The organism is Caulobacter sp. GW822-FHT01G02, from assembly GCF_058802865.1.
In genome coordinates this window covers 164,665-178,548 of the sequence record NZ_JBXAON010000002.1, presented here as the reverse complement: position 1 = coordinate 178,548, position 13,884 = coordinate 164,665, and the positions used below count along the sequence as shown (strand labels likewise).

Genomic DNA, 13,884 nt, shown 5'->3' with positions numbered 1-13,884 from the left:
CGCCGGGTCCGCGCGCCGGCCATGACGCCTGGTCAGATCATCGCCCTGGCCGTGTTGGCGGCGGTCGTGGCCGGCCTCATTCACGGCAAGCTGCGCTCGGACGTCGTGGCCCTGGCCGGGGCGGCGGTGCTGTTGGGCACGCGGACCGTGCGTCCGGTCGAGGTGCAGGCCGCCTTCGCCAGTCCGGCCATCCTGGCCTTGGCGTCGTTGTTCGTCATCGCCTACGCCATGGAGCTGTCGGGTTTGCTGGGCTTGGTGATCCGCGGGGCGACGCGCCTATGCGCGCACCTGGGCGCCACAGGCCTGTGGCTGGTGATCGTGCTTTGCGGTCTGGCCTCGGCGTTCCTGAACAATACTCCAATCGTCGTACTGGGCGCGCCGGTGGTGCGCGATGTCGCCCGGTCGATGAACCTGTCGCCCAAGCGGTTCCTGATCCCGCTGTCCTACGCCACGATCCTGGGCGGGGCTTGCACGCTGATCGGCACCTCGACCAATCTCCTGGTCAACGACATGGCCCGTAACGCCGGCCAGCCGACGTTCAGCCTGTTCGAGGTCACCCCCGTGGCCTTGATCATCGCCACCGTCGCCGGCGTCTACATGGTGGTGTTCGGTCCTCGGCTGCTGTCGGCCGCGCCCTCACCCATCGCGCAGGACGCCCCCGCCCCGCTCGCGGGGATCAATCCCCCCGCCGGTGAAGACCCCGCCCTCTATCCGGTCGACGCGCCGTTCGATCCCTTGCGGGCCGGCGCGGCCTTGGGCGTCTTCGTCCTGGTCGTCACGGTCGCGGCCCTGGGCCTGCTACCGATCGCGGCGGCGGCGTTCGCGGGGGCCGTGCTGCTGGTGGTTACCGGCATGATCGGCGTCGACGACGCCTATAAGGGCCTGCGGCCCGAGATCCTGTTGCTGATCGCCGGCATGGTCGTGGTGGGCCTGTCGATGGAGGTCACCGGCCTTGCGGCCCTGGCCACCGACGCGCTGGTCGGCTGGCTGCGGCAACTGGGGCCGCTCTATGCCCTGGCCCTGATCTATGGGGCCACCCTGCTGCTGACCGAGATCCTCTCCAACGCGGCGGTGGCGGTGCTGTTGACGCCCATCGCCGTGGCCTTGGCCGAGAGCCTCGGCGTCAGCCCCCGCCCCTTCCTGGTGGCGGTGATGATGGCCGCCAGCGCCGCCTTCGCCACGCCGTTCGGCTACCAGACCAACGTCTTGGTCTACCAGATGGGCGGCTATCGCTATCTGGATTTCGTGCGCATCGGCGCGCCGCTCAATCTGATCACCTGGGCGGTGGGGCTGGCTGTGATCCCGATGTTCTTTCCGTTCTGACCGCCAAGGTTCCCGGCCAAAGCCTCACAATATTGTCAGGCCATCGTGTTTCCGCGCCCGATTAGATCGCTCTACGATGCTTCTTGACCGCAACCGGCTGGAGGGAACATGGACGATCCTATCAACGAAACCATTCTGCTGATCTGCGACGACGAGGATCGCGCCACACGACTAATGGCCGCCCTGGACGAGGCGCAGGTGAGCGTCATCGGCCCCTTCACCACCGCGGGTCTGGCCTTGGCGGTGACCGCCCATACGGGCCCCACCGTGGCGCTGCTGGCCAGCCAGACCACCGGCCAGCGCAGCGCCGAGCAGCTGGCTCAGACCCTGAACGACAATTGGGGGGTCCGCTCAATGCTGCTGGACGAGACCGCCCACGCCGCGGTCGAAACGGTGGGGTGGCGCGCGCCGGACGAGCAGGTGGCGCGCGTGCGCCGAGCGCTGGCCAAAGCGTTCGCGCCGGCCTGACCCGGCCCGCCAATCACACACCTGCAAGGAGACCCGCTCCCGATGACGGCCAGCGAACGCATCCTGGCGGCCTTGACCGGCCTGCTGTCCCATTTCGCCCAGCTCAGCGCCTTGGCCTGGGCGCTCAATCTGCTTCTGACCCTGCTCGTCGTCGGCCTGTCGATCGCGGCCGGACGTTTGGCCAGGCGCATCGCCAAGGTTGGCGCCCACCGCCTGCCCGGTCCCGCCGACGCGGAGATGACCGTCCGCGCCAACCGCCTGGCGCGGCTGGCCGGCTGGATCGTCCAGGCCCTCGCCGGGGTCGCCGCCGTGCTGGTCATCGCCGACATCTGGGGCTTCAACCTGCTGGCCTGGACCGCGACGCCACTGGGGGCGCGGATGTTGGCCGGCGTGATCCGCCTGGGACTCTTGCTGATCGCGACGGTGGCGGTGTTCGAGGTGGTCAGCCTGGCGATCGGGCGGGGCATGGAGGGCTTCGCCGACCATGCGGTGGAACCGCGCCGGCGCGCCCAACTGGCCACGCTCGCGCCCCTGCTGCGGGGCGTGGCCCAAACGGCGATAGTCATCGTGGCGATCCTGATGGCCCTGAGCGAGTTGGGCGTGAAGATCGGCCCGCTTCTGGCCGGGGCCGGCGTCGTCGGCGTGGCCTTGGGCTTTGGCGCCCAGACCCTGGTCAAGGACTTCCTGACCGGCATCTTCCTGATCGTCGAGGACATCGTCTCGGTCGGCGACATCATTCGCATCGGCGACAGCGGCGGGCTGGTCGAGCAGATGACCCTGCGCACCATCCGGCTGCGGGACTTCGACGGCACCGTGCACGTCTTTCCCTATAGCGAGGCGCAGGTGCTGCATAACCTGACCAAGAGCTTCTCCTACTACGTCTTCGACCTGCAGGTATCCTATGGCTCGGACTTGGACGCGGCCCTGGCGATCATGAAACGGGTTGGGGCGCGCCTGAAATCCGATCCTGACTTCGCAGACAAGATCCTCGAGCCCATCGAGGTCGTCGGGGTCGACAGCCTGGCCGACAGCGGCGTGGTGCTCAAGGCGCGGATCAAGACCCAGCCCCTCCAACAGTGGAACGTCGGGCGCGAGTACAACCGCCGGATCAAGCTGGCCTTCGACGAGGCCGGGGTCGAGATCCCCTTCCCGCACCTGAAAGTGGTGATGCCCGAGCGCCAAGTCTCGGAACTCGCTGGCTTGCGGGCCGCGGCCAACTGACGGGCGTCCCGCGCCGGGGTCGGGCGGATCTCGGGGCGCGCGCCATCACTCAAGCCGGCGAGCGCGCCGTGGGTCGGCCCCGCGGGCGATTCGCCGACGGAACCTCGGCCCTATTGCGACGCTCGTCCGACAGCCCCGGGAGCCAGGCCCATGACCTCAGAAACACCTTCGCGCAGCGAGGGCGCGCGCCCCACGATCTCGACGGGCACGCTCGTCCGCGCCGCCGTGGCGCTGGTCGTCACCTATGGCCTAGCCCAGATCGCGGCGAAGCTGGCCAGCTTGTGGATCCTGATCTTCGGCTCGATCGTGGTCGCGGTGGTCCTGCGGTCCATCGCTGATCCGTTGGTCAAGCGGCTGAGATTGCCAAGCGGACTCGCGGTCGGCCTGGCCGTTCTGATCGTCCTGTCGATCTTGAGCGGGATCGGCTTTCTGTTTGGCCGCCAGATCTTCAATCAGGTGGAGGATCTTTCCACGACCCTGCCCCGCGCCTGGGCGACGGTGCAGGCGCGGTGGGCGGCTTGGCCCTTCGCGAGCGTGGTGCTCGACCAATTGAAGGGCCTGGGGGCCGAGGCCGGGCCCGCGTTGGCGCGCGCGCCCGGGGTCGCCCTGGCGATGGTCTCCGGCTTTGCGACGCTGCTGCTGGTCCTGGTGGCGGGGGTGTTCCTCGCCGTCCATCCCCAAGCCAGCCGCGAGGGTGTGCTGGCCATGATTCCCATGGCGCGCCGAGCCCGGCTGCGCGCGGTGCTGAACGCATGCGGCGCGGCCCTTAACGGCTGGCTGCGGGCCCAATTGGTGTCGATGACGCTCGTCGGCGGGCTCGTGGGCTTTGGGCTTTGGGCGATCGGCGTGCCCGCGCCGGTGGCGCTTGGCCTGATCACCGGCGTCGCCCAGTTCGTGCCGATCGTGGGGCCCATCGCCTCGGCCGCGCCAGCCTTGATCCTGGCCGCGATGCAAGGCGGCCAGACCTTCTGGCTGACCCTGGCCCTTTATGCCGGGGTGTCGCAACTGGAGGCCAATGTCATCACACCGATGGTGCAGAAGAACCTGGCGTCCCTTCCGGTCGTGCTCGGCATCTTCGCGGTCGTGGGTTTGGGTATTGTCTTCGGGCCGCTCGGGGTGCTGTTCGCCACGCCGCTGTGCCTCGTGGCCTACACCGTCATCACCATGCTCTACCGGCAGGACGTCTTGCATGACAAGGACGCCCACGCCCCCGGCCAGGCCAAACCCTAGTTGGCTGCTCAAGACTCGATGCCCGCCGAAGCCGGACGGAGCAGGCCAAGCGTGCAGCATCTTCCCGCTCCAAGCGTTGCCTTCCCAGGAGCGCGCCACGTCCCGCCACACGCCCAGGAGTCCGGCCCATGAGATCCAAATTGCTCAAGCTGGTCGACGACCTGCAGGGCAGCTACTGGTTCTTGCCCTCGATCATGGTCCTGGCCGCTATCGGCCTTGCCAGTGGGATGATCTTCGCCGACACCCACGCTGGATCGGGCTGGATGGACGGGTTGCCCTGGCTCTACGCCGCGCGCCCCAACGGCGCGCGACAGGTGCTCTCGGTGATCAGCAGTTCGATGATCACCGTGGCCGGGACGGTGTTTTCGGTGACCATCGCCGCGGTCGTCTACGCCTCGGGTCAATATGGCCCCCGACTGCTCAGCAACTTCATGAGCGATCGCGGCAACCAAGTCACCCTGGGCACCTTCATCGCGACCTTCGTCTATTGCCTGCTGATCCTGCGGACGATCCGTTCGGCCGACGAGGCCGGCGCTCAAGGCGACTTCGTCCCGAACCTCGCCCTTCTGGTCGGGGTGGCCCTGGCCCTCTGTTCGATCGCTGTCCTGATCTTCTTTATCCACCATGTGCCGCGCCAACTGCATATCAACCACGTCGTCGAGGACGTTGGCGACCGCCTGCTCGCGAGTATCGGCCGCAGCTATCCTGGGGTCGTCGGCGCCCCGGCTCCCGCGCACGCCGCCGACAACGCGCCGCCGTCCATTCCCGCCGCGTTCCGGCCGGACGCCAGCGTGGCCGACGCCGCCAACCGAGCCCTGATCGCCGCCCCAAGCACCGGCTACCTGCAGGTGGTGGAGGACGAGACCCTGATGGCTTTCGCCCGCCAGCACGATCTGGTGCTGCGCCTGCAGCATCAGCCGGGCGATTTCGTCCAGGAGGGTCGTACGATCGTGGAGGCCTGGCCACCGGAACGCTACGACGAGGCCTGCGCCGGGTCGGTGACCCAAGCTTTCGCGGTCGGCTCCAGGCGCACGGCGCTGCAGGATCTGCGGTTCCTGATCGACGAACTCGTCGAGATCGCCGGCCGTGCGCTGTCGCCGGGCGTCAATGACCCGTTCACGGCCCTGACCTGCCTGGACTGGCTGGGAGCGGCCTGCTCGGATTTGGCGCAACGGCGACTGCCGTCACCGCTGAGAGTGGATGAGGACGGCGCGTTACGGGTGATCACCCATCCCATAACCTTCGAGACCTACATGGAGCGCGGCTTCGGAGCCCTGGCCCAGTACTGCGCCGGGGACATGGTCGCCGCGCTCGGCTTCCTCCGGGCGTTGGGCGCGGTGTCGCTCGGCTGCGATGACCCCGCCCGGCTCAAGGGGAGCGCGTAGCCTGCTCCGATTGCACATACGCAGCCGATGTCTCGCGCCCGTGGCGACCGGCCAGTTCATCACTTCCACGAGCAATGTCCTTCGCGCCTATCCCGACGGCAAGGTTAGGGTGCAATCGAAGGGGCCGCTGCTGGGCGTCGATGGTCGGCGGTCGATCCCTGACCCCGTCAACCTTGGCTGAGAGGACTTAAATCTCACCGACTGCGGGATCCGCCTCGGCGAGTTGTTGCCGACGCCAGAAAGCGGCCCCTTCAAAGAGCCATCGATGAGTCAGGCGCGGTAGCCCCTCCTGACTCATCGATCTCGATCTCCCAGCGGTCGTCGCCGGAGCCGCCCATGTAAGTGTGAGACGCCGGATGCAAATCCAGCGAATACGGCATTATATTACCGTCACTCCCACTCGATCGTGCCGGGCGGCTTGCTGGTCACGTCATAAACCACCCGGTTGACCCCTCGGACTTCATTGATGATCCGCGTGGCCGTCTTGCCCAGGATCGGCCAGGGGAACTCGAAGAAGTCGGCGGTCATGCCGTCGGTCGAGGTCACCGCGCGCAGGGCCAGGACGTTCTCGTAGGTGCGCGCGTCGCCCATGACGCCGACCGTCTTGACCGGCAGCAACACGGCGAAGGCCTGCCAGATCTGGTCGTAGAGGCCGGCGTTGCGGATCTCCTCCAGATAGATGGCGTCGGCGTCCTGCAGGACCTTGACCTTCTCGGGCGTGATCTCGCCGGGGATGCGGATGGCCAGGCCCGGACCGGGGAACGGGTGTCGACCGACGAAGGCCGGGGCCAGGCCCAGCTCGACGCCCAGGGCGCGCACCTCGTCCTTGAAGAGCTCGCGCAGCGGCTCGACCAGCTTCAGCTTCATGTAGTCCGGCAGGCCGCCGACATTGTGGTGGCTCTTGATCACGGCGGAGGGACCGCCGCGGGCCGAGACGCTCTCGACGACGTCGGGATAGAGCGTGCCCTGGGCCAGGAACTGCGCGCCATCGATCTTGGCGGCTTCCCTGTCGAAGACCTCGATGAACAGACGGCCGATGGTCTTGCGCTTGGTCTCGGGGTCGCTGACGCCGGCCAGTTCGCCCAGGAACAGGTCGCCGGCGTCCACGTGGACCAGCGGGATGTTGTAGTGGTCGCGGAACAGGGTGACGACCTGGTCGGCCTCGTTCTTGCGCAGCAGGCCGGTGTCGACGAACACGCAGGTCAGCTGGTCGCCGATGGCCTCGTGGATCAGGACGGCGGCCACCGAGCTGTCGACGCCGCCGGACAGGCCGCAGATCACCCTGCCGGTCCCGACTTGGTCGCGGATCCTCGTGACCATCTCCTGGCGGAAGGCCGCCATGGTCCAGTCGCCCTTCAGCCCGGCCAGGGCCAGGAAGTTCTTGTAGATCTTCGAGCCGTTGACGGTGTGGACCACCTCGGGGTGGAACTGGACCGCGTAGATCTTCTTCTCGTCATTGGCGATGGCCGCGAACGGGGCCCCGGTCGAGGTGGCGATGACCTCGAAGCCCTCGGGAATGGCGGTGACGCGGTCGCCGTGGCTCATCCAGACGGTTTCCAGCTCGCCAATGCCGGCCAGGCCCTGGAACAGCGGACTGTGCTTGCCGATGGTCAGCTCCGCGCGGCCGAACTCGCCGGCGTGGCCGCCCTCGACCCTGCCGCCCAGCACGTCGCACAGCAGCTGCTGGCCGTAGCAGATGGCCAGCATCGGTAAACCGAGGTCGAACAACTTGCGGCCGATGCGCGGGCTGTCGTCCTCCAGCACGCTGGCGGGGCCGCCCGACAGGATGATGGCGGCGGGCTTGTAGTCGTCGACCAGGGCCTCGACCTTGTCGAACGGATGGATCTCGCAATAAACGCCGGCCTCGCGCACCCGGCGCGCGATCAGCTGGGTCACCTGGCTGCCGAAGTCGACGATCAGGACGCGCTGGTGTTCGGTTTCGGTGGTCATCGGCGGGTCTCCAGCGGTCTTCGTTTCAATCAGGGCGTCAGGTCAGGGCGTGTACGAGGATCGCTCCAGCACGGCGGCGAAGAAGCCGTCCGTCCCGGCGCGATGAGGGGTCAGGCGCAGATAGCCTTCGGGCGTGACGTGCTCGACGCCCTCCAGGGCGATCGGCTTCACGGTGAATTCGGGGTGGCGTTCAAGGAAGCCGGCGACACGGTCCTCGTTCTCGTCGACCAGCAGCGAGCAAGTCACATAGACCATGCGTCCTCCGGCCTTCACGAAGGTCGAGGCGTCCTCCAGCACGCTGTCCTGCTCGATCTGGCGCTTGACCAGTTGGTCGGGAGACAGGCGCCACTTGGCGTCGGGGTGGCGGCGCCAGGTGCCCGCCCCGGTGCAGGGGGCGTCGACGAAGACGATGTCGATCTTGCCTTCCAGGCCCTTCAGCGGCGTGGCCTCGATCGGCGAGCGGATCTGCAGGTTGCGAACCCCTGCCCTCTGGCCGCGCCGGATGCAGTCGGCCAGACGCCGGGCGTCGCTGTCATGGGCGAAGATCTGGCCGGTGTTGCCCATGGCGGCGGCGAGCGCGAGGGTCTTGCCGCCCCCGCCGGCGCAGAAGTCCAGCACCTGCTTGCCCTTGACCTCGCCGGCCACGGCGGCGGCGATCTGGGAGCCGAGGTCCTGGACCTCGAACCAGCCCTTGGAGAAGGCCGGCACCGCCTCGACCGACGGCGCGCGGTCGGCGGCGGCGGGCGCGGGGATGCGGAAAGCGTTGGGCAGGACGCCAGCTGGCGCGGCGTGGATCGGTGCCAGGGCCTTGGCGGCGCGATCAGCGTCGGTCTTCAGAGTGTTGACCCGCAGGTCGACCGGGGCGCGTTCGGCCAGGGCTTGCATCTCGACAGCCTGGTCGGCGCCGAAGGCCCGCACCAGACGCTCTTCCAGCCAGTCGGGATAGTCGCCCGCCACCGGGGCCGGAGCCGCATCCAGCGAGATCGGGTGAGCCAGACGTTCACGCTCGCCATCGGTCAGGGCGCCGAAGCCGTGCTCTTCCGAGGCCGCCTCCGCGATGCGGTCAGGCGTCCATTTCCAGGTGAAGGCCAGCACACCCAGCACCGCCCCACGCGCGCTCGCATCGCCCATCATCCAGCCCAATGAACGCTTGCGGCGAAGGGCGTCCAGGACCAGGCCCGAAACGAAGGCGCGGTCCTTGGAACCGGCGTAGCGCGCGGTCTCGCCCCAGCGCTTCAAGGCCATCTTCGAGGGAAAATGCCGCGTCTCGATCTCGGTCAAAACCTCGATCGCCGCCGAAACCCGTCCGCCGTCGCGCATCAGACCACCAGGGCCGCGAGCAGCATCAAGATCCCGACCATCGAGGCGACCCAGGTCAAGCTGCGCACATAGGGCACGCCGAAGGCATAGAGCGGGATATAGACGGCGCGCGCCGCCACATAGATCAGCGCGCCCAGCGAGGTGAGCTCGCCCAGGCGACCGCCGAGATAGTCGACCAGCACCAAGACCGCGAAGAATGGAAATGTCTCGCGGAAGTTGGCGAAGGCGCGTTCCAGACGCCCCGCGACGCCGGTCAGCACGACCGGCTCGTCGCGGGGGCCCGCATTCCACTTCAAGCCGCGCTGGGGCTGGGCGGCCGCGGCCGCCCACAGCAGGTGGACGATCCCGATCAGGACCGCCGCCGCCAGCATCTGAAGCTCGAAGGCCATCCGCATCGCCTAGACCGCGCTCGGATAGTTCGGGGCTTCGCGGGTGATCATCACGTCGTGGACGTGGCTTTCACGCAAGCCCGCGCCCGTGATGCGCACGAACTTGGCGCGCGCCTGCAACTCGGGGATGGTCGGCGCGCCGACATAGCCCATCGCCGCGCGCAGCCCGCCGACCAGTTGGTGCAGCACTGGCGAGATCGGCCCCTTGAACGGGGTCTGGCCCTCGATGCCTTCCGGCACGAGCTTGAAGCTGTCCGTCACTTCCTTCTGGAAATAACGGTCGGCCGAGCCGCGGGCCATGGCGCCCACCGAGCCCATGCCGCGATAGCTCTTGTACGAGCGGCCCTGGTAGAGGAACACCTCGCCCGGCGCCTCTTCGGTTCCGGCGAACATCGAGCCCAGCATGGCGGTCGAGGCCCCGGCCGCGATGGCCTTGGCCAGGTCGCCCGAGTACTTGATACCGCCGTCGGCGATGATCGGGGTGTTGCTCTCGCGACCGGCGCGCACGGCTTCCATGATCGCGGTCAGCTGCGGCACGCCCACGCCCGCGACGATGCGGGTGGTGCAGATCGAGCCCGGGCCGATGCCCACCTTCACCGCGTCGGCGCCGGCGTCGATCAGGGCGCGGGCGGCGTCGTAGGTGGCGATGTTGCCGGCCACGATCTGGACGCGGTTGGCTTCGCGCTTCAGGCGGCTGACGGCTTGAGCGACCTGGCTGGAGTGGCCGTGCGCGGTGTCGATGACGACGACGTCGACGCCGGCGTCCACCAGGCCCATCGAACGCTCGAAGCCGGCGTCGCCCACGGTCGAGGCCGCGCCGACTAGCAGGCGGCCCTTGTCGTCCTTGGCGGCCAGGGGGTGAGCCTGGGCCTTCTCGATGTCCTTCACCGTGATCAGGCCGACAGCGCGATAGGCCTCGTCGACGACGATCAGGCGTTCGATCTTGTGCTTGCGGAGCAGCTCGCGCGCCTCGCGGTGATCGATCCCCTCGCCCACCGTGATCAGGTCCTCGCGGGTCATCAGCGCCGAGGCCGGGACCTTGTCGTCGCCCTCGAAGCGCATGTCGCGGTTGGTCAGGATGCCGACCAGCTTGCCCGAGCCGCGCTCGACCACCGGGAAGCCCGAGATCTTGCGGCGGGCCTTGATCTCGCGGATCTCGGCCAGGGTGGTGTCGGGATGGATGGTCAGCGGATTGATGACCATGCCACTTTCGTAACGCTTGACCTCGCGCACCTGATCCGCCTGCTCCTCGTTGGTGAGGTTGCGGTGCAGGATGCCCAGGCCGCCGGCTTGCGCCATGGCGATGGCGAGGCGGCTTTCGGTCACCGTGTCCATGGCGGCGGACACGAGCGGTATGTTCAGACTGATTTCACGCGTGAACCGGGTCTCGGTCGTCACCTGGGTCGGCATGACGTCGGACGGGCCGGGTTCGAGCAAAACGTCGTCGAAGGTGAGCCCTTCGCGAATCTCCATCGGAGTCTCCATTTTGCGGCGCGTATGTAGCCGCGAGGCCGCCGGTTGTCGACCCGCCGCGAAGGCGAAATGGGGATCATTTTTTCCAAGGCCAGGCGAACCCTCGCGCCAGACCCGCCCAACGGGGCCTCTGACGCCCCAGGACGCCGTCGATGTCAGGTTTCCATCGTCGGCAGTCCCAGCCGTCCCAGCTTCGAGACGACCGCCACGCCATCGCCAGCGTGAATCACCTCGTCGGGCTTCGGCCCATCGATGACCCGGCCATCGCTTCGATCGAGGCGGACGACGAGCAGGCCTCCCCCCCGTCGTTCGAAATCGCCGACCGTTACGCGGCGCGCCGCGAACGACGCCGGGGCGGTGACCACGCTGAGGTCGAGACCGAGCGCGGCGAGGTCCTCCTCTCGCGCGCCCGTGTCGGACCGCCCCTCGCGCAGGAAATTGGCCAGCCGGGGGTAGAGGATGATCTCGGCGATCCGCTCGGCGCCGATATGGGCCGGCATAACCACCTTGTCCGCGCCCGCCTGGATCAGCTTGCGCTCGGTGCTGGGCCGCTCGCCGCGGGCGATGATCTCCAGCTTGGGATTCAGGCTGCGCGCCGACAGGGTGATGTAGACGTTGGCCGCGTCGTCGGGCAGCACGGTCGCCAGGACCTTGGCCCGCTCCACATGCATGGCCCGCAGCACGTCCTCGTCGGTGGCGTCGGCGTGGCGACACAGGAAGCCCAGCGCCCTCGCCTCGCGGCAGCGCTCTTCGTCACGCTCCACGATCACGAAAGTCTCGCCCGCGGCGCTCAGTTCGCTGGCCAGCATCAGCCCAATGCGACCGAAGCCGCAGATGACGATGTGACCCTCCAGCTTGTCGATGTCGCGTTCCACGCGCTTTCCAAAGAAATGTTCGAGTTGCGATTGGGTCAGGGCCTGAACCAGGGCGCCGGTGACGATAATGACTCCGGTGCACCCGAACACCATCGTGGCCATGGTGACGCCGTGCAAGTAATCAGTGTTGATCGGCCTGACCTCGCCATAACCCACCGTGAAGATGGTCAGGGTCACCATGTAGAGGGCTTCATCGAACGACCAGCCCGCCCGCATGTAGGCCAATATCGCGCACGCGGCGACGATCAGGACGAAAACTACCGCCAGACCCAGATTGCGGAAGGGCCGCGCGATCAGCTTCTCAATCACGCCGCTCTGGCCGTTCACCGTCCCTTGAACCCCGTCGCGACCAGGAAGACCTCCGAGCTGTCGGCGCGGCTGGCCTTGGGCTTGAAGTGCTGGACCTTGTCGAAGTGGCGCTTGAGGCGACCAATGACCTCGGCGGTCTCGCCGCCCTGGAAGGCCTTGGCGACGAAAGCGCCGCCCGGCTTCAGCACGTCGATGGCGAACTCCGCCGCGATCTCGATCAGGCCGACGATGCGCAGGTGATCGGTCTCGCGGTGGCCGACGGTGTTGGGCGCCATGTCGGACAGCACGATGTCCGGCGGGCCGTCCAGCAACTCCAGAAGCTTGCCCGGCGCGTCGTCGGCGGTGAAGTCCATCTCCAGGATGTGGGCCGGCGCCACCGGGTCGACGGGCAGAAGATCGATTCCCGCCAGTTGAGTCACCCCGCGCTCGACGGCGATCTGCAGCCAGCCGCCCGGCGCGCAGCCCAGGTCGATGACCTTCGCGCCCTTATGGAAGAAGCGGAACTTGTCGTCGATCTCGCTGATCTTGAAGGCCGCGCGGCTGCGATAGCCGAGGGCGCGGGCCTTGGCCGAGAACGGGTCGTTGATCTGGCGCTCCAGCCAGGCCTGCTGGCTGGGCGTGCGGCCATAGGCCGTCTTCAGGCGCGCGGGCTTGGCGCGGCCGCCTTCGGTGCCTCCGGCCGGCGGCTTGACCATGCGCTTGCGGGGAGGCTCTTCATCGCTCATGCGGCTACCGGCTTCTTGGACGATCCGCCGCGACGACGCCGACGCGGGCGCTTCTGCTGGTCGGACATCAGGGACATCAGAAGCCCCTCTCTAAGCCCTCGGTCGGCGACACGCACGCGCGAACATGGCCACAGCTCCTGAACGGCCTGGAGAATGGCCGCGCCGGCAAGGACGAGATCGGCTCGATCCGCGCCGATACACGGCTCCAGGGCCCGCTCGGCCGCCGTCAGTCCCTGCAGGCGTTCAGACGCGACGTCGCAGTCGGCGCGGTCCATCCAGAGGCCGTCGACGATGTTGCGGTCATAGCGCGGCAGGCCAAGATGCAGACCCGCCAGGCTGGTGATCGCGCCGGACGTGCCGATCAGGTGGGCCCTGCCCTCGGCGAAGATCTCGCGCATCGGCTCTGCGTGCGGGAAAGCCTCGATCCGGACCTTGACGTCGTCGACCATGGCCCGGAACCAGCCTTCCTCGGCGCGCTCGCCCTCGGGGAAGCGCTCGGCCAGGGTGACGACGCCCACGGGAATCGACAGCCAGGCCTTGATCGGCAGCTTCCACGCGGCGAACTGGCGCGGCTTGGCGTCGAGGCCGCCGCCCTTCAGGTCGACCCATGACAGCTCGGTCGAACCACCGCCGACATCGACCACCAGGGCCGCATCCTGCTCGCGGTCGAACAGGCTCATGCAGCCGGCGACCGAAAGCTGAGCCTCCTCGCGTGGGCTGATGATCTGCAGCTTGAGGCCGGTTTCCTCCTGCACGCGCCTGACGAAGTCGGGACCATTTGTCGCACCCCGGCAGGCCTGGGTGGCCACGGCCTTCACGCGGATCGCCTTGCGGCGACGGATCTTCTCGGCGCAGACCTTAAGCGCCGCCAGCGAGCGTTCCATGGCCGCCTCGGACAGTTGGCCGGTCTGCGACAGCCCTTCGCCAAGACGCACGATGCGGGAATAGGCCTCGACGACGCGAAACCCGCGCGGCGTGGGCGTGGCCACCAGAAGGCGGCAGTTGTTGGTCCCCAGGTCGAGCGCCGCGTAGCAAGCGACGGACTCATCCTGAGACCTCCGGCGCCGGCCGTGTGGCGCGCCGGGCGCGCGCGGCGCCTCCGACATGGTCTCTACTACCTGTCTCGCAGGCCTTCGCGAACGGTCGCGAAGCCTCACTTCGAGTCGACCATAGCACGGCGCTCGCCTCTCGAAAGGCGCCCGCTTGTGTTCCGCGT

General features: G+C 68.0%; 12 protein-coding genes. 5 read left to right on the top strand and 7 right to left on the bottom strand.

Features of this window, described 5'->3' with window-relative positions:
• The first annotated feature begins 21 nt into the window (after positions 1–21).
• From AC1RNC_RS06380 to AC1RNC_RS06360, 5 genes are all read left to right on the top strand, one after another.
• Positions 22–1,323, top strand: a complete 1,302-nt coding sequence (locus tag AC1RNC_RS06380; RefSeq protein ID WP_492884675.1) for an SLC13 family permease — start codon at positions 22–24, stop codon at positions 1,321–1,323.
• Between the two features lie 108 nt (positions 1,324–1,431).
• Positions 1,432–1,791 carry a hypothetical protein gene (locus tag AC1RNC_RS06375; protein ID WP_492838330.1) on the top strand — a complete coding sequence of 120 codons (360 nt, stop codon included), beginning with the start codon at positions 1,432–1,434 and terminating at the stop codon, positions 1,789–1,791.
• Positions 1,792–1,833: 42 nt separating this feature from the next.
• Positions 1,834–3,012, top strand: a complete 1,179-nt coding sequence (locus tag AC1RNC_RS06370; protein ID WP_492884672.1) for a mechanosensitive ion channel family protein — start codon at positions 1,834–1,836, stop codon at positions 3,010–3,012.
• A gap of 150 nt (positions 3,013–3,162) precedes the next feature.
• Positions 3,163–4,242, top strand: a complete 1,080-nt coding sequence (locus tag AC1RNC_RS06365) for an AI-2E family transporter (protein ID WP_492884670.1) — start codon at positions 3,163–3,165, stop codon at positions 4,240–4,242.
• A gap of 128 nt (positions 4,243–4,370) precedes the next feature.
• Positions 4,371–5,627, top strand: a complete 1,257-nt coding sequence (locus tag AC1RNC_RS06360; RefSeq protein ID WP_492884668.1) for a DUF2254 domain-containing protein — start codon at positions 4,371–4,373, stop codon at positions 5,625–5,627.
• A 390-nt stretch (positions 5,628–6,017) separates the two neighbouring features.
• Here AC1RNC_RS06360 and guaA read toward each other — a convergent pair whose 3' ends face one another.
• The 7 genes from guaA to AC1RNC_RS06325 form a co-directional block, all read right to left on the bottom strand.
• A complete protein-coding gene (guaA, locus tag AC1RNC_RS06355) occupies positions 6,018–7,577 on the bottom strand; it encodes a glutamine-hydrolyzing GMP synthase (RefSeq protein WP_492884666.1) in 1,560 nt (519 codons plus the stop codon).
• 42 nt (positions 7,578–7,619) lie between these two features.
• A complete protein-coding gene (locus tag AC1RNC_RS06350) occupies positions 7,620–8,897 on the bottom strand; it encodes an RsmB/NOP family class I SAM-dependent RNA methyltransferase (RefSeq protein WP_492884664.1) in 1,278 nt (425 codons plus the stop codon).
• Positions 8,897–9,292 carry an MAPEG family protein gene (locus tag AC1RNC_RS06345; RefSeq protein WP_492838377.1) on the bottom strand — a complete coding sequence of 132 codons (396 nt, stop codon included), beginning with the start codon at positions 9,290–9,292 and terminating at the stop codon, positions 8,897–8,899. The genes AC1RNC_RS06350 and AC1RNC_RS06345 overlap by 1 nt, the downstream gene beginning before the upstream one ends.
• 3 nt (positions 9,293–9,295) lie before the next feature.
• Positions 9,296–10,759 (bottom strand): IMP dehydrogenase, encoded by a 1,464-nt coding sequence (gene guaB, locus AC1RNC_RS06340; RefSeq protein WP_492884662.1) that lies wholly within the window; start codon positions 10,757–10,759, stop codon positions 9,296–9,298.
• 155 nt (positions 10,760–10,914) lie between these two features.
• Entirely contained in the window at positions 10,915–11,961 is a 1,047-nt protein-coding gene (locus tag AC1RNC_RS06335) for a potassium channel family protein (RefSeq protein WP_492884660.1), read from the bottom strand.
• A complete protein-coding gene (locus AC1RNC_RS06330) occupies positions 11,958–12,668 on the bottom strand; it encodes an RlmE family RNA methyltransferase (protein ID WP_125157503.1) in 711 nt (236 codons plus the stop codon). The genes AC1RNC_RS06335 and AC1RNC_RS06330 overlap by 4 nt, the downstream gene beginning before the upstream one ends.
• Positions 12,665–13,774: a Ppx/GppA phosphatase family protein gene (locus AC1RNC_RS06325; protein WP_492884658.1), complete on the bottom strand. Its 1,110-nt coding sequence runs from the start codon at positions 13,772–13,774 to the stop codon at positions 12,665–12,667. Before AC1RNC_RS06325 ends, AC1RNC_RS06330 begins: the two co-directional genes overlap by 4 nt.
• Positions 13,775–13,884 lie beyond the last annotated feature (110 nt).